The 17,123-nt window shown below is 50.5% G+C and carries 10 protein-coding genes; 4 read left to right on the top strand and 6 right to left on the bottom strand.

What is annotated here, in order from left to right:
• Positions 1 to 192: 192 nt before the first annotated feature.
• Positions 193 to 816 carry a L,D-transpeptidase gene (locus H6F91_RS08680; RefSeq protein WP_190774023.1) on the bottom strand — a complete coding sequence of 208 codons (624 nt, stop codon included), beginning with the start codon at positions 814 to 816 and terminating at the stop codon, positions 193 to 195.
• Between the two features lie 664 nt (positions 817 to 1,480).
• On the opposite strand from H6F91_RS08680, the gene H6F91_RS08675 reads away from it, so the two are divergent.
• Positions 1,481 to 2,587 carry a spermidine/putrescine ABC transporter substrate-binding protein gene (locus H6F91_RS08675; RefSeq protein WP_190774022.1) on the top strand — a complete coding sequence of 369 codons (1,107 nt, stop codon included), beginning with the start codon at positions 1,481 to 1,483 and terminating at the stop codon, positions 2,585 to 2,587.
• Positions 2,588 to 2,974: 387 nt separating this feature from the next.
• On the opposite strand, the gene H6F91_RS08670 is transcribed toward H6F91_RS08675, so the two are convergent.
• Both H6F91_RS08670 and speA read right to left on the bottom strand, forming a co-directional pair.
• Positions 2,975 to 4,111: a sugar transferase gene (locus H6F91_RS08670; RefSeq protein WP_347280018.1), complete on the bottom strand. Its 1,137-nt coding sequence runs from the start codon at positions 4,109 to 4,111 to the stop codon at positions 2,975 to 2,977.
• Positions 4,112 to 4,963: 852 nt separating this feature from the next.
• The gene (speA, locus tag H6F91_RS08665; RefSeq protein WP_242035700.1) at positions 4,964 to 6,931 is read right to left on the bottom strand and encodes a biosynthetic arginine decarboxylase; all 1,968 of its coding nucleotides are present in this window, start codon (positions 6,929 to 6,931) and stop codon (positions 4,964 to 4,966) included.
• Between the two features lie 288 nt (positions 6,932 to 7,219).
• On the opposite strand from speA, the gene ndk reads away from it, so the two are divergent.
• Positions 7,220 to 7,669, top strand: coding sequence for a nucleoside-diphosphate kinase (gene ndk, locus H6F91_RS08660; protein ID WP_190774019.1), 450 nt, complete (start codon positions 7,220 to 7,222; stop codon positions 7,667 to 7,669).
• Between the two features lie 804 nt (positions 7,670 to 8,473).
• Entirely contained in the window at positions 8,474 to 9,826 is a 1,353-nt protein-coding gene (locus tag H6F91_RS08655) for a 16S rRNA (cytosine(967)-C(5))-methyltransferase (protein ID WP_190774024.1), read from the top strand.
• 272 nt (positions 9,827 to 10,098) lie between these two features.
• Here the strand turns inward: H6F91_RS08655 and H6F91_RS08650 are convergent, their stop codons facing one another.
• Positions 10,099 to 10,308 carry a hypothetical protein gene (locus H6F91_RS08650; RefSeq protein WP_190789294.1) on the bottom strand — a complete coding sequence of 70 codons (210 nt, stop codon included), beginning with the start codon at positions 10,306 to 10,308 and terminating at the stop codon, positions 10,099 to 10,101.
• 404 nt (positions 10,309 to 10,712) lie between these two features.
• Positions 10,713 to 13,235: a penicillin-binding protein 1A gene (locus H6F91_RS08645; protein ID WP_199307708.1), complete on the bottom strand. Its 2,523-nt coding sequence runs from the start codon at positions 13,233 to 13,235 to the stop codon at positions 10,713 to 10,715.
• 657 nt (positions 13,236 to 13,892) lie between these two features.
• Here H6F91_RS08645 and H6F91_RS08635 point away from each other — a divergent pair.
• On the top strand, positions 13,893 to 15,122 hold the full coding sequence (locus tag H6F91_RS08635; RefSeq protein ID WP_190771446.1) for a methionine gamma-lyase family protein: 1,230 nt from the start codon (positions 13,893 to 13,895) through the stop codon (positions 15,120 to 15,122).
• A 78-nt stretch (positions 15,123 to 15,200) separates the two neighbouring features.
• Here the strand turns inward: H6F91_RS08635 and H6F91_RS08630 are convergent, their stop codons facing one another.
• Entirely contained in the window at positions 15,201 to 16,553 is a 1,353-nt protein-coding gene (locus H6F91_RS08630) for a glycosyltransferase family 4 protein (protein ID WP_190771445.1), read from the bottom strand.
• Between the last annotated feature and the right edge of the window lie 570 nt (positions 16,554 to 17,123).

The following is a 17,123-nucleotide window of genomic DNA, read 5'->3' as shown; positions in this document are numbered from 1 at the left end:
CTCTAACTGCTCCAGGCTCTCCGTCACCGTGACTTGAAAAGGACGTCCTGTCATCGCCCATCACCTCAAAGAGGACTCTTCTAGTTTGGCGCAGCTTCATATTTGTTTGGTATTAGCTAAAGCATGTCGTAATGTGAGCTGTTCCAAAGTTTCAAACTCTACAGCATTCTCTTGCTTCTGTCCTCTGCCTTCCTACGGCTCGACTACAACCCTCATACCAATCTGAGCATATTGAAACAACTGCAATACGTGCTCGTTTCTTAAGCGAACACAACCGTTAGATGCAGCCTGGCCAATGGATGACACCGTAGGTGTACCATGGAAACCAATAACTCCATTCGGCATGTGGGCAAAACCAATCCACCGAAGCCCGAGGGCACTATCCGGGCCAGGATCTCCCACGGCTCCTGTCCACGGGCTCTGCCATACCGGATTTTCAACCATTTCGAAGACTTGGAATTCGCCAGTTGGGGTAGGGGTATTGGCACGGCCAATGGCAACGGGATAGGCAGCCATCACAACATCATTCGAGTAGACATAAACTCGCCGTTCACCCAGACGTAACAGTAGATGGGTCGGCAGCAACTCGGCATCTGGGAGATAGGGATCTGCGTTTGTCAGGCTGGGTAGAGCGGGTAAACGTACTCCCAAACGACGAGGTACGGTCGTTTGGTTTGCCTGAGCAGGAGCTGTTTGGGCCGGGGTAACCGCTTCAGCATTTCCCATCAGGAGGAAAGCAGAGCAGAGAAACACCCCAAGCTTGAGGAAAGGAGGCTTGTGGAAAAATCCAATCCGAGACACGTGACGAACATTCATGCTATTGAAAGAGCAACCAGACGGGAAGGGTGGACGGATACTGTAACGTTGCGGTTTTGCACCGACACCATAGCGCAGTTCTAATCTAACAGTTCCACTTTTTGTTGCTTCATATAACAGGGACGCAGAAAGGACTAGATCTGTTTTAAATGGTGTTTTTTATGTGTTTCGCGCAAGCAAAAACACCTTCCAGCAACCTTTAAAGCGCGCCTTATTACTCCGTCCAGGAATTTTTGAGGATTTATGCCCCCTCAAAAATTCCTTAAATTTAATATTTAAGTATGGGATGACCCCACACTTAAACATTGACGGGTGCATCCCACTTTTGTAAGTGAAGAGGGCTTTGCCCACTTCACTTACAAAAGTGGGTTTCCAAATTTGCAAAAGTGGGATGTACCCAACATTGATAGACCACTAGTAGGCTGCGGCCTAAGTTCACAACCTATGTTTTGTGTGGGGTGCTTCGCACCCCACACAAAACATAGGTGATGGATTTCCGCCTCAGCGTACTAGTACTCGGCGGATTAAGGTTGCACTGAGTTGAGATACTTATCACTAAGATTGCGTGTTGTAAATCACTTTTCGAGCAGATAGGCTGATCATGGCGATAATGGGTCTGGAATCTTTTTGCATCGGTTGCTCCCGTCAGTAGCCCTAGAAAGTGATGAACAGCCTTTTCAACCGGCGATGGTTTTTGCAAATGTCGGGCTCAGCTCTGGCAGCATCAGCGCTATCAGGATGCCGCCGCGGCTTTGCAGATATTCAAGCCAGTCCCACCACATCTCCCGCCTCTAGTTCCGGTACCCTGCACGTCTATACCTGGTCGGGCTACACCGATGACCAGCTTTTGCAAAATTTTGAACAAGCAACGGGAATCCGCGTTATTGCCGACATCTTCGATTCCAATGAAACCATGCTGGCCAAAATGCAGGCCGGAGGCGGCAACACTTATAGTGTGATCTACCCTTCGGACTATATGGTGCAGCAGATGGTCGAGTTGAATATGCTGAGCGAGCTGGATAGAAGCAAGCTCGAGCATATAAATACCCTGCAAACCAAATTTCAGAATCCTGTTTATGACTCCAAAAATCAGCACAGTATCCCAGCGATTTGGGGTACAACGGGGCTGGTGTACAACACCAAGCAGGTGCAGCCAAGCATTACAGATTGGGATGATCTTTGGGAACGCAAGAATGATTGGAAGCGCCGTTTAACTCTATTCAACGACGTGCGAGAGGTGATGGGAGCTACCTTACGCTCTATGGGAAAATCCTACAATACGACGGATCCTCTGCTAATTGAGGCAGCCTATAACCAGTTGGTGCAACTGAAACCTGCGATCGTTAATTTCACCACAGATGGATGGCGTGATCAGGTGATGACGGGAGATGTGCTGGTAGCAATGGCTTACTCGTCAGATGCGATCGCCCTAATGGAAGAAAACCCCGATATTGCCTACACCATTCCTGCTAGTGGGTCATCTCTATGGGTAGATACGATGGCCATTCCTCGCACGGCTCCCAATCCTGAAGCCGCATACGCCTGGATTAACTATGTTCTCAACCCCCAAAACCTGACTGGAATTGTTGAGCGGCTCAAGTTTGCGACTAGCAGTAAAGCTGCGACAGAGCTGTTGCCCGCAGAACTCCGCAATAACAAAAATCTCTATCCACCCCAGAATCTTCTGGAGAAGTGCGAAGGCATTGCCCCAGTTGATGATAAAACTGCCGAGTTGTATGACCGGTATTGGACCCGCCTAACCAGCGTTTAAGCCATTTGGCTCTCATCCGCAGGTTGAGATGAGAGCCAAATGATCTGTCACTTCCCCTGGAATTACAGAATTTCCCAATTGAGGTATCAATGCCAAGAAGCTATGCCGCTCGCGCAGCGGACGGCATAGCTTCTTGGCATTTTTTAGTACGCTCACTTACCCTACTACCTTGGAAAAGCTTTTTAGCTCACGAAACCCAAGATCTGGTGTAACACGATGAGCAGCACTAAACTCCACTATCAAGAACCGACAAGTTAAAGCCCTTGATTTTGTATACCCTTTGCACACAAAATCAAAGGCTTTAGACGAATTATTTGAACCGATAGAACTTGTAAAGAAGCGCACGATGTACGGACCTCTTTACAGAACAGACTTGCTAGCTAGAACCTACATGGCTCCTGATTGTTTATTAAACAGGACGAGAATAGTTTTCAGGATCAGCTGGATGTCATAGGATAGGCTCCAGTTTTCCTGGTATTTCAGATCCAGACGAACGATATCTTCAAAGTCTTTGATAGAAGAACGACCATTGACCTGCCATTCCCCCGTCATTCCCGGCTTTACATCAAGCCGCTGCCATTGCGGAATCTCGTAGCGCTCCACCTCATCCGGTGTGGGCGGGCGAGTACCAACCAGGCTCATATCGCCCTGTAAAACATTCCAGAATTGAGGAAGTTCGTCCAGGCTAGTTTTCCGTAGAAAGCGCCCTACCTTGGTGATACGAGGGTCATTTTTGCTCTTGAAGATAGCGCCACTGGCCTCATTTTCGACCATGTGCTTTTTGGCTTCAGCATCAACCACCATGGAGCGGAACTTCCACATCTTAAAGCGGCGGCCCATCCGAGAGCAGCGAACTTGCCCAAAGAAAATAGGGCCAGGGCTATCCAGCTTAATCGCCACTACGATTGGAACAAAGAAAACCCCAACGATCGCCAGCCCCACTAAAGACCCAACAATGTCAATCGCGCGCTTGGGCACAGACCGTACTGACGGATGGGTGATAAAAAGTTCTGGGCTACGGCTGCTAGCTACTTTACGCTTACGTTTCTCTACCCCGTTCGTCACTTCCACAAGCACTGGAAGCGATACAGTTGGGCTGGTACTGGTTTCAGAATAAAGTTCAACTATAGGTTGTGTTGATTGTGGGTCTAAGATTTCAGGGCTTGTAGCAGCAGTTTCGTTGGGTTCTTCAACACCCTGTTCAATCACAAACAATTTATCCAGGTCTGCCAAAGACAGCACCATAAGAACTTGTTCTGAGAGATTTTGAAGAACCAGTTCGATACGTTGCTTTTGAGCCAATTTTTTAGCCGCTACCAGTGCTCCAATCCCGCTACTATCCATAAATTTGGTATTGCGAAAGTCAAGCACTGCCCGCGATAGCTCAGGATGTTTCTGACAAATTTCCTGAAACCCTTGCTTAAAGTTCACAGCTTGAGCAACCGTGAAAATAGCTGGGATAACAAAGCGGCAGGACGTTGCCTCAAGGGTTGGTTGGATAACAGTGCTATCAGATTCAACCACAGTTATTACACTCATGCAGAAAGTATTGAGCAGGTACTCAGCGTTGCTTACAGCGGGCTATAACTCCTTCAATTAGGATCGTAATTAGCCCGACGTTGGATGTCATCGGCTCACACCCAATCTTGACGCTTCCTTGATGCAATCTTGAGCGGAATTCAAGGGCTCCTTACATATCCCTCATCTACTCTTTATATTGCTTAGCCGTACCTCTAGCATTCCCGTTACAGTTCTTAGAAGCTACATTTTTGATAGCCATCTATACTATCTTTACAGAAAAAATTGTGGATTCCTAATTTATTCATCCTCTTCGCTACATCTATAGATTTGAGCCGTAGCCTTTCTGATAGCCGAAGTTTGGCTGAAGCGCTTACTCTTCATCCTGGGTTTATCACACTGAATTTGGGCTTATATCAAATCCGGTCAAAGAACCCAGCAATTCTTTGTATAGAATCAGGCCCGAAAACCGCTTGCCGATGGCAAGCGGTTTTCGGGCCTGAGAGCCAAGATTGCGCGCCCGATGGGCGCGCAATCTTGGCTTTGAAGCTCATAATGAGAACTGCTGTAAAGAACTACTGCAGCCTGCGGTTCTTTAACCGGGGCTCCTATGACACCATGCTCGTCATTTTTCTTAAGCCCTTGATTTTGCGTGCGCGTTGCACACGCAAAATCAAGGGCTTAAGAAAAATGACGAAGGAATTGCTATAAAGAATTCTTGTTGGATCAGGTCAGTGAACTCACCTTAGCCAACAAAGATGTGCTGGGCGAAAAGCGGAATAGTGTACAGTGCTACTCCGCTTCCCAACCTAATTTTCCTACCCCAACGCTCCAGGAAATCAGGATCTAGACAAGCCCCTAGGGAGACAGGTAGGTGTAGCGACTGAGGGAATGTTCATAGTTCTGAAGCAGCCGCTGAGCGTCTTGTAAGGAAATTTTTCCTTCTTGAAGTGCCTGCTCCGTCTGACGACGAATATTCTCGATCAGATCCTCTACATCATATTGGACATAGCCCAACACCTCTTTGATGGTGTCGCCCTTCACTACATACTCAATCTGATAGCCCTTGGGTGTCAGCTTGATGTGAACCGCATTGGTATCCCCAAATAGGTTGTGCAGATTCCCCATAATCTCCTGGTAAGCTCCACTCAGGAACATGCCCAGGTAGTAGGGTTCATAGGAAGGACTGGATGGCTCTTGCCCATTGCCATTAGGGATAGGACGTAAAGGATGCAATTCCAGCACCGATTTCACATCCCGCAGATCGATAAACTGATCGATCTTGCCGTCACTGTCACAGGTAAGATCTGCCAGAGTACCGCGTTCCGTCGGCTCCTCATCAAGCCGGTGGATCGGCATGATGGGGAAAAGTTGATCGATCGCCCATGTATCCGGTGCTGACTGGAACACCGATAGGTTGATGTAATAGATGGAGGCCATGATCTTTTCCAGATCCTCCAGATCATCGGGCACGTAGGCTTGCTGGCGGGCGATTTCAAGAATTCGCGCGCAGCAGGCCCAGTAAAGCCGCTCAGCCTTAGCTCGATCGGTGAGACTGAGGTAGCCAAAGCCAAACATGCTGATGGCTTCTTCTTTGAACTGGGTCGCGTCGTGAAACGCCTCCTGGTAGTTCTCAGCGGAGATCGAGCGGTAGGTTTCGTAGAGGTTATGGATGATCAGATGGTCAGTCTCGGCTGGCAGCGTGGGAATCTCAGCCCTCACATCGCTGGTGCTTAGGACATCGAACACCAGCACCGACTGGTGAGCCGCAACAGCACGGCCACTTTCGCTAACCAGCGTTGGCACAGATATATTGCGTTCTTCACAGGCTTCCTTCACTTCAGCCACGATGTCGTTGGCGTAGTTCTGGATGCTGTAATTTTTGGAGGCATAGAAATTGGTTTTGGAGCCGTCGTAGTCGACCCCCAAACCACCGCCCACATCCAGATACTTCATGTTGGCGCCAAGGCGAACCAACTCTACATAGACTTGGCTGGCTTCTCGGATGGCATCTTTGACAACGGCGATCGCCGATACCTGAGACCCAATGTGGTAGTGCAGCAATTGCAGACAGTCGAGCATCCCAGCGGCTTTCAGCTTATCAATTGCCTCCAGGATCTCGGGGATGGTCAAGCCAAATTTAGCGCGATCGCCCGCCGAGCTGCCCCAGCGACCAATGCCCTTGGCATTTAGTTTGGCACGAACCCCAACCACTGGCTGGATCCCTAGTTTGCGGCTCTCCTCAATGACGAGATCCACCTCCTCTACCTGTTCCAGCACAATGATCGAATTCTGCCCCAGGCGGCGGGCCAGGATGGCGGTCTGAATATACTCGCGGTCTTTGTAGCCGTTACAAATGAGCAACGCACCGGGCGTTTTCAGGGTAGCCAGAGCAATCATCAGCTCAGGTTTTGAGCCGGCCTCCAGACCATATTGATGAGGTTCCCCAAATTTCACTAGATCCTCGATCAAGTGGCGTTGTTGGTTGCACTTAACAGGAAACACGCCACGATAGGTGCCGGGGTAGTTGTAGCGAGCGATCGCCTTCGCAAAAACCGAGTTGAGACGCTCCAGGCGATCTTCCAGAATATCGGAGAAACGGATCAGTAACGGTAGCCCAAGGTTCCGTTGTTTAAGGGCATTGACCAATTCATACAAATCTAACGAGCCACCGCGATCGCCCTGGGGAGACACTGTTACATGCCCTGCCGCATTAATCGAAAAGTAAGGGTCTCCCCATCCTTTAATACGGTACAGTTCTTCGCTGTCTTCAATCGTCCACGAACGCCGAGCCGAAAAGCGATGAGCCTGAAGGTGAGATGCCATCTTGGCTGACCCTCCAGGCTCTTCTACCTCCACGCCCAAAGCATTGCGCTGTCCTACCATCTAAGATCTCCTTTGCGGTTAACTACCAAGAATCAAATGTAACGTATTTTAATCGTGCCCCCGGCCCATCCTGTGGCAGGAATTCCGAATGTTTTTGGCATAGCTTGTCTTAGGACGTGAAACTGTAGGTTTGACGCCCTAAGGAAAAATCAACTGCCCATTACTTTACAAACGCCCCCATATTCCTCAGCATAGAGAAGGCTTTCGACGCGTTAGGAGTGAACAGTCGTGGAACGTTCTTTTATTGCGATTAAACCCGATGGGGTTCAGCGTGGTCTGGTAGGCGAAATCATTCGCCGATTCGAGCAAAAAGGCTTTACCCTGGTGGGTTTGAAGCTGTTGAATGTGAGTAAAGAACTGGCAGAAAGCCACTATGGGGTTCACAAGGAAAAGCCATTTTTCGCAGGCCTGGTGGAATTCATCACCTCTGGCCCTGTAGTGGCAATGGTGTGGGAAGGAGACGGTGTTATTGCCTCTGCCCGCAAACTCATTGGGGCAACCAATCCGCTCAATGCCGAGCCGGGTACTATCCGTGGTGACTTCGGTGCTAACATCGGGCGCAACATCATCCACGGATCGGATGCTCCAGAAACTGCTGCTCAGGAAATCGCACTGTGGTTTAAGCCTGAAGAATTGGCCGCCTGGACACCAACCCTGATGCCCTGGATTCACGAATAGAGAGCTAGTTAGCTCTTTGAAGGGGATGTTTGAAACGTAGATTTTTCTCGCCCGTGTGTAGAAAAACGACCTTAATCGGGGCTTTTCAAACATCCCCTGGAGCGGCTTTAAGGAAAGCCAGATTCTGGATAGAGGTCATCTTCTGGCTTCAGCCAACAGAACTACGAGTAATTCACTATAAGGTTTTGACAGGCCACCCATTTCGATTGGGGATACAGGGCAGGCGATGCCTGTCCTGTATCCCCAATCGAAATGGGTGTGGCCAAGTACTCACATTTCACCAGCAGAATCAGACCAACCTTTAGACTGGAGTTGTTTGTACACGCAGCCTTTTCGACACTTATCAGAGGTTGTCTAAATAGCTCATTCAGTAAGGCTTGATTCCCGATAGATTAGTCTTTCTAAGACTCCTGAAGTATCTCTTTCTTAAGCAAGGAATCCTGTCATTTTTTCCACGCAAGGGGGTTAAGGCCTCTACCGTGTAAGGACTTTTGGTGTGCACCATAAAGTGAATTGATATAAACCCAGGTCCTCGGCCTTAAGGAACTTTTTCTTGTCTAAAAACAGCCTTACGATAGCGATGGATTAAACAGCTACAACCATTTAATTTGCCGTTCCACTCCCCGATCGCCCTGGCAGGAACATATCGCCTCTTAGTCGTTTCCTCCTAACGTCCAGAGCACTTTTCAGAAACGACAATAGCCTTAGCAGACTTTCTTCAAGCGTACTGCGCTATTAACTCACCCTTCTTTCAAAGGACGATTTTCTGTGTCTTCATCGGCTCCCCCCGGTTCATCTTCCGGCATGTCCTCCCCGGCAAAACAGACCGATCCCCGTCAGCTCGCGTTGCTGGGGCTTCAGTCTGTACAACGGGGAGCCTATGCCGATGCCGTCGTCCATCAGCTGCTGGAAAGCTCACGCCTCAACGGCCTCGATCGCGCTCTATTGACCGAGTTACTCTATGGCTGCGTGCGGCGGCAACGAACGCTAGATGCCCTGGTACATCAATTTGTTCGTAAATCTCCGCCGCCTTTATTGACCTGGATTCTCCACCTGGGCCTATATCAACTCCGCTACCTGACCCAAATCCCTGCCGCTGCCGCTGTCCACAGCACGGTTGATTTGACCAAACGTAATGGATTTGTAGGACTCGGAGGATTAGTGAATGGTGTGCTGCGGAATTACTTGAGACAAGCTGAAAGTGGTCAGGATCCCCTCCAACTGCCCTCAGACCCAGTAGCCCGGTTGGGCGTTCTGCATAGTTTTCCTGATTGGATAGTGTCGGTATGGATTCAGCAATTTGGGGAAGCGGAAACAGCCGACCTCTGCACCTGGATGAATCAGGCTCCCCAAATTGACCTGCGGATCAATCCCCTTATCACGACGCTGGAACAAGTGCAAACAGCCTTTCAAGGTGTGGGAGCCGTGGCAGAGCCCGTGCCGCCTCTACCGCAGACTCTGCGGTTGCAAAGCCATGTGGGCAACCTCACCGCCCTACCCGGCTTCGCGGAGGGCTGGTGGCTGGTTCAGGACAGTAGCGCTCAACTGGTAAGCCACCTCCTGGAGCCACAACCGGGTGAAACCATCATCGATGCCTGTGCCGCACCGGGGGGAAAGACAACCCATTTGGCAGAATTGATGGGCGATCGCGGTCTCGTATGGGCGTGCGATCGCAACCCTAAACGCCTCCAAAAAATCCAGGAAAATGCAGCACGGCTCCATCTTCAGAGCATTCAAACCCAGGCGGTAGATGTGCGTGAACTGCAACCCGAACAACCTGTAGACCGCGTTCTGCTAGATGTCCCTTGTTCAGGCCTGGGTACTCTGCATCGCCATGCCGATGCCCGCTGGCGGCAAACCCCCACAACCGTTGCTGAATTGGCACAACTTCAGCAGGAAATCCTGGAACGGGCCGTAACCTGGGTTAAGCCTGGTGGCTATCTGGTGTACTCCACCTGTACTCTTCATCCAGACGAGAACGAGGGGATCATCCGGCCCTTCCTTGAGCAGCACCCCCACTGGCAGATTGATCCCCCTGGCACCCGTTCCCCAACTGCTAGCTTTGTAAACGCGGAAGGCTGGCTCAAGGTTTTACCCCACCAGCACCAGATGGATGGTTTTTTCATGGTGCGCCTGCGCCATTGTGGAATCCAGTAGTATTCAACCCCAGTTTGGGATAAGCTGAAGTGCTCATTTTGGCGTGCGCAAAGCGCACGCCAAAATGAGCGTTTTCGAGTGCCGCGCGTTGCGCGGCACTCGAAAACGCCCTTAACCCGAACTCAGGTTATTCAAGTTGATTCAGTACAGAAGGTGGTGGGTGGCGCTGAATACACTTACTACCTTCTGTGCTGAATCGACCGGCTATCAAAGAGAGAAACGCCCTTTGAAAGGGCGTTTCTCTCTTTGATAGCCAAATTTGCAAAACAAAGTCAGGATGATTGGTCACCGGAAGATGGGGTATCGGCATCTACTTTAGGCACGACATCTGGACGTTGCTTGTCCTCCCAACCTGGAGGACGCTTAGAGTTATACCAGGCAATAGAGCCAATGGTAACCGCAGCAATGAAGCCAACCACATAGACAGCCGTGAATATCCAGGGATACCCCCCTGTTACCGCCAGCGTTAACATGTGTGTCATGTTCAAATCCCTCATGTTGTTCACAAAAATTATCATATACGGCTACAGACATTTAAGTTAGGGAAGGTATTTCGTACCTTCCCTAACTTAGGAGATTTCCAGATAAGAACTTCCCCATTATTTGGAAAAAAGGCGCGGCTTCGCCGCGCCTTTTTTCCAAATAATGGGGATATTGTTTCTCAGAAATCTCCTTAAATATCTGTAGCCGTGCAGAACTTACGCAACCTTACAAAATGCGCGGCACGCGAAAACGTCCTCAACCCAAACTTATTGCTATCGCCCGGTTGGTTAGAGTCAAGGCTATAGGCTATGAAAATACCCATTTCCACGTGCGCTTAGCGTCCGTAGAAATGGGCACTTCAGGGTAGAACCCTCTGTACAATGCACGTTCGAGTGTGTACGACTTACTCTGCTGGGGGAGAATCAGGTTCCGCAGGCGCCTGAGGCTCAGGCTGAGGTGGCGGTGCTGGAGCTTCAGCCGCAGGTGGTGGTGGAGCCGGATCCTGACGGCGAGGTGGTGGTGCTGGGGGCTCTGGAGGAGGAGCTTCAGGCCGGGACCTCGGTTCAGTCCGTGGAGCTTCCTGGAGGCGCTCGAAACGTGAGGGAGATGAAGGCGAAGCACTAGGTCTGGAAGTGCGAGACTCCCGGGAGCGCCGTGGTTCAGATGGGGCTTCTTCAGACTGTCGTCGGCTACGGGTGCGAGTACGCCGTGGTTCGTCGTCACTGCGTGATGAGCGCTCATTACGCTCGTTAGTGTCTGCCGCTTTCCCCTGAACCAATCGTCGAGGCCGAATGCGCTCTGCCTTCACCGTCGCTTCGCGCCCCCTCAGACGAGGTAGTTCTGGGAATTGCTCTACTTCCATCCCTTCGACCACGTCACCCATAAAGTTGCGCCACACTCGGGCAGCGGTGGAACTCGCCCCCCGAGTCGGGGTGTTATTGTCGTTACCCAGCCAGACCCCCGTTACCATTTGAGGGATATAGCCAATAAACCAGAGGTCACGACGTAGCTCAGAGGTCCCTGTCTTGCCGGCGACGGGGCGATCGCGCAACCCTGCATTGGCCCCGGTACCATTCATCACCACTCCCCGTAGCATCCAGGTCATGATGTCAGCGGACGCCTGATCGACGGCCTGCTCCGCTGTGTATTTCGCTTCGTAAATCACCTCACCTTTACGGTTGATGACCCGCCTAATACCGTGGGGCTCTACATGCTTACCTCGGTTTGCCAAGGTGCCGTAAGCTCCGGTCAACTCCAACAAATTCACTTCTACACTGCCCAGGGCCAGGGAGTAAGCAGGAATCATCTTGGACTGAATGCCCATTTTCTGGGCCATTTGAATGACCGGATCAAAACCCACATCCAGCAACACCTTAACGGCGATAATGTTGACCGAGCGGATCAACGCCTCCCGCATGGTTTGGGTACCACTGAAATTTTCGCCGTAGTTCTTGGGTTCGTACCCATCGACCATCAGCTTGGCGTCAACGTAAGTTTTGTAGGGGGAAAACCCAGCAGCGATCGCCGTGGTGTACACAAAGGTTTTAAAGGTCGAACCAGGCTGCCGTTGGGCCTGCACCACCCGGTTAAACTGACTTTCACTAAAGTCATTGCCCCCCACCATGGCTTTGATCTCGCCGCTGCGAGGGTCAATCGCCACCATTGACGCCTGGCTAAAACGCTGACCTCGCCCGTAGCGGGCGATCGCCTCATTCACGGTCTCCTGAGCATGCTCCTGCCACTTCGGGTTAAGAGTGGTCTCAATCGTCAGACCGCCGACCTCAATTTCCTCTGGGTCTACCAGTTTGGACAATTGTTGTTGAACATACTGCGTGAAATAGGGGAAACGGCTATCAAGATTGCGTGGTGTTTGGGGCTCCAGCGCAAGGGGGCTATTCTGTGCCTCTTCCCGTTCCTGAGCCGTAATAAACCCAGCCTCTTCCATACGTGCCAGCACGATATTACGCCGTTGCAGGGCCGCATCTTTGTTCACCAGCGGTGAATATTCACTGGGAGCTGGGGCAAGCCCCACAATCATGGCAATTTCAGGTAGAGTCAACTCGTTCGGCGACTTACTGAAATACACCCAGGCTGCGTCCGATACTCCATAGGCTCCACCCCCCAGGTACACCAGGTTGATGTAGCGCTCTAAAATCTGATCCTTGGTCAGCGATTGCTCCATCTTGTGGGCCAGCAACGCTTCCCGAATTTTGCGCTCCAGGGTTTGGTCCTGGTCGAGGAAGACAATTCGCGTGAGCTGCTGCGTGATGGTACTGGCCCCTTCGACGACCTCACCAGCGGATAAGTTTGCCAAAATGGCTCGAACAATGGCCTTATAGTCGACCCCGCCATGCTCGTAGAAGTCGCGGTCTTCAGACGCCAGAAACGCTTCTGCCACCTCAGGGGGCATCGCATCGACCTTCAGAGTTGAGCGGGTGGCGGGTCCCAACTGCTGCAATATAGAGCCATCGGAACCTTTAATGGTGAGGGTGCCGTCTCGCACAAAGGAGAGAGCCTCTTTGGGTTCAGGAAGGGAAGCCTGAATTTCACGGATGGCGTAGAAAGACGCACCAGCTAAACCACCCGTCCCCAGCAGCAAACTCATCAATACCCAGGCTGACCAACGGCTATAGAGGGGAGGAGAAGAGGCCGAGGGAGTCGAGGGAGGGGGAGGTGTTCCGTTCCCCGAAGTACGAGGAAAGGCTTCAGGTGGAAGGGATTCGGGTTCTGCAATAGAGTCCCTTAAAGGCGACGAGTCCGTTGACGGATTCGAGGCTTGGGTCGGAAATAGGGAAGCTCCCAGGGAGGACGGGGGGTTAGAAACGATATCGGAGGACGATTTAGTTGGATAGGGCGGAATCCCATTGCTGGGTTCGGCATCTTTCCCCCGAACAAACGACTGAAGCTTATCGAAGAAACCTGTCACTGCAACTCCTCACCTGTATTACCCGGATGAATCAACCATCGAGCTCTGGTTATGCCCAGAAGCTATCCGAGAGCCCGGAACTGACCCTTGCCAAAACTAGCCCGCACCCAGGGCGATCGCACGCATCAACCACAAACTGCAAAGCGCTATACGGCGGTTATCTCAGCCTGCATTGATTCAACGAACACCATCATAAAGACAGTTGCTGCACCAAATTCAGATAAGAGTCTACCCTAATTTGGCATACTGAATCAGGGATGAGAAGAAATACAGTCTTTTGTGATCCCGCCTGAGTCAATCTAGATTAAAACCCAGATTGCTAAAGGTCGATGGGTCATGCAATAGCCGTTTAATTCCCATTAGTTTTCCATCAGCAAAGCGCCTTACTAGCGGGATAGGCAACGTGTTCTGCAAAGGCAAAAATTCCTTTGTAAAAACTTGGTATTCAGGCCATTGCTTCCTCCTTAGGGGGGATGAAAAGGTATTGATTTTATCCACACGTCTGTTTGCTGAACCGCACTATCAATTACGATGATTTCTTATCAGCAACGGGGTTCTTAACCGGTCAGGCTACAGTAACCGATTCGGCATTTTGTAGCGACATTCCCTGACTGTCAATTCAAGCACGGTCAATTCACGCACTGTCACAAGCATTTTATGGAGCCTCAAATTCTTTTGCGGGAAGCAGAGCAAGCTTTACTTCCCCACTTTGCTCAGATCGATCGCCAGACTCAGCGCAATCTGCGTCGGGTGCTCGAAGCATTTCGGAATCATCAGGTTGGCGTACACCATTTCTCTACGGTGAGCGGCTATGGCCATGGAGACCTGGGGCGGCAAATACTTGACCAGGTATTTGCCGAGGTCATGGGAGCAGAAGCCGCAGCGGTACGAGTGCAATTTGTCTCAGGCACCCATGCCATTACCTGCGCCCTATTTGGAGTTTTACGACCCGGTGATGAGCTGTTAGCTGTCGCTGGAGCCCCCTATGACACGATGGAGGAGGTCATTGGGCTACGAGGCCAAGGCCAGGGCTCTCTCCAGGATTTTGGCATTACCTATCGGCAGTTAGAGTTATTGCCCAATGGCAGCATCGATTGGGCAGCGCTGGCCACTGCCATTCGTCCGGAGACTCGGATGGTGCTGATTCAGCGCTCCTGTGGCTACTCGTGGCGGGCGAGCCTGGCGATCGCCGACATCGAGCGCATCATTAGCCTGGTCAAGCAACAAAACCCTAACACTGTTTGCTTTGTAGACAACTGCTATGGGGAATTTGTAGCAGATTGCGAACCAACGGCGGTTGGGGCAGACCTGATGGCAGGATCTCTAATCAAAAATCCTGGGGGCACCATTGTAACGGCGGGGGGCTATGTAGCGGGTCGGACTGATTTGGTAGAGCAGGCTTGTTGCCGCCTCACCTCACCCGGCATTGGCTCGGAAGGTGGAGCTACCTTTGACCAGAATCGTTTGTTGTTCCAGGGGCTCTTTCTGGCACCTCAAATGGTGGGAGAAGCGCTGAAGGGCAATCACCTGGTGGCCTGGGTGTTTGACAAGTTGGGGTACCCCGTTAATCCGCTCCCCGAAACGCCTCGACGGGACGTGATCCAGGCCATCAAGCTGGGCAGCCCTGAAAAAATCATTGCTTTCTGCAAAGCCATTCAATCCTGGTCGCCCATTGGCTCTTATCTCAGCCCAGTGCCTGCCGAGCAACCCGGTTACGAGAGTGAATTGGTGATGGCAGGAGGAACCTTCATCGACGGCAGCACCTCGGAGTTTTCAGCCGATGGTCCCTTGCGAGAACCCTACGTTGTGTTCTGTCAGGGCGGCACCCACTGGACTCATGTAGCGATCGCCATGGAATCCGCTTTAGAGGCGATCGCAACTCTCTAGTTGCAGGAGCAGCACAGCCTGTTGTACGACAAGACGCCCTCTTCGAGGGCGTCTTGTCGTACAACAGGCTAAGAACCCTTATCGGCGGGAATCCACGACAGAACTTTCCGTCGACCACCAGGCTTCCTCTATTTCATCGCGAAGCATTGAGACGGATGTCAGAGAAGTATCCTGAGGCTGCCTTAAGGACAGTGCATTGAGATACTGGCGGGCAATAACACGGGGGGTGAAATGACGTTTCAGATATTGCCGTCCCGCTCGGCCCATCTCAGCAGACCGTTCCGGATGGGCCAGCAGGTCACGAATAAAGTCTGCCAGGCCAGCACTATCGCCATGGCGGAAGGTACGACCGCAGCGGGCAGACTCCACCAAGTCGTTCAGATAAGAGTTGGCGTCGCAAATAACAACAATGGGTCGTGCCGAGGCCAAAGCGCTGTAAACCTTACTGGGAGCGACGAGCCCCTCCATACCTGCCTTAATGCTAACCAATGCCAGATCGCAAGCCGTCAAAGAATAGGGCAAGGTCTCACGATCCTGATAGGGCAAGAAAATACAGTTAGTCAACTCTTTCTTGCGAACCTCTTCAACACACAGGGGTTGTTGAGCCCCACCCCCAATGAATACAAATTGCACGGGGGTTTGTTGCAGTGCTTCTACAGCTTCCAAGATTGTGGAAACATCGTGGCAACGACCCAAATTTCCAGAGTATAAAACTGTGAATTTCTGGTGCAGGTCATGCTTTTGAGCAAACCAATTGTCAGTTTTTTGAATTGGCACAATCCAACTCGGTTCTGCCCAGTTATGAATCACGGAAATGCGATCGCCAATCTCAGGGCAATGTTTGAGAATTCGCTCCTTCATCGTAGGGCTTAGTACAATGACACGATGGGCTTTTCTCCAAATCTTTTGATTAAGCCAATTCCATAATCGCGCTAAAACATGATGTTGCGGAATGACGTGTAATTCGACAGCGATATCTGGATACAAATCATAAATCAAACAGACATAAGGAATCCCCGTTAATCGGTTGATAATGTATCCCAAAAAATTCAAGTATGGGGGGGCCGTTGTAAACAACAAAATATTGTATTTACAGGCATGCATTAAGAGATAAAGAGCTGCTCTGAAACAAAATAGAATGCTATTAATGGCCTTACCACGAATACGACTGGGCCACAGACGGGCAACGCGCGATCGCCTGACCGTTACCCCTTCCTGCCGTTCCTGGGCCGGTGCAGAATCTTTTTGAAAGGCATAACCGGGCTGACCTGTAAAAACGGTAACGTCTAACCCCAGTAACCCTAGATGGTATGAGAGTTCTTCAATGAGTTGTCCTGTTGCGGCAAAGTCAGGGGGGAAAAACTGGGTAACAATCAGTAGCTTTTGAGCGTCTTGAGTGTCAGAGTCAGTTTGAAAGTAGGGGTTTGGCATAACAATCACGAACGTTCCAACAGGTAAGGAATGACACAGTGTTGGAAGATGCAACCCACTCAATCAAATCACTAGAATTCAAGAATTCTGACATTGAATTCCTTAATTTCTATCCACTGAGAGGATGTTTGAGAAGTTCTGGCAAGGCTTAATTCTTCACAAAATAAGAAGATGAAGAATTAACTTTTAAACACCCTCTAAGAGGTAAGTAAATTAATAACGAGAAGTAACAGCCTTACAGTTCCCAATTAACTTTCAAATTGGCACTCAGTAAAAAGTGGGATGCTACCTCTTGACGATGTACTCCCCTGGATAGACAAATCCCTTCGCTATTGTTTTCAGTGAATTCTCTAGCGGTCCGGACATTTTAATCGGTGTTTAAACCGTTGTTTTTCTCCCACAATCTAAGGAGAAAAAAACGCTTTTAGACGCATCAAAATACTTTTAGTTCCTCAGAAAATCGCTTTTATACAAAATTCGATGATGAATTAGCCATTTATTTTTAAGTGAGATGTTTACATAACGGACATCTCACTTAAAAATAAATGGTTGTATACCAAGCAGAGCCGG

This window comes from Leptolyngbya sp. FACHB-8, assembly GCF_014695575.1.
GTDB lineage: Bacteria > Cyanobacteriota > Cyanobacteriia > Elainellales > Elainellaceae > Vacuolonema.
Note: the sequence above shows the minus strand (reverse complement) of the source record. Positions and strands in the feature narration are given on the sequence as shown.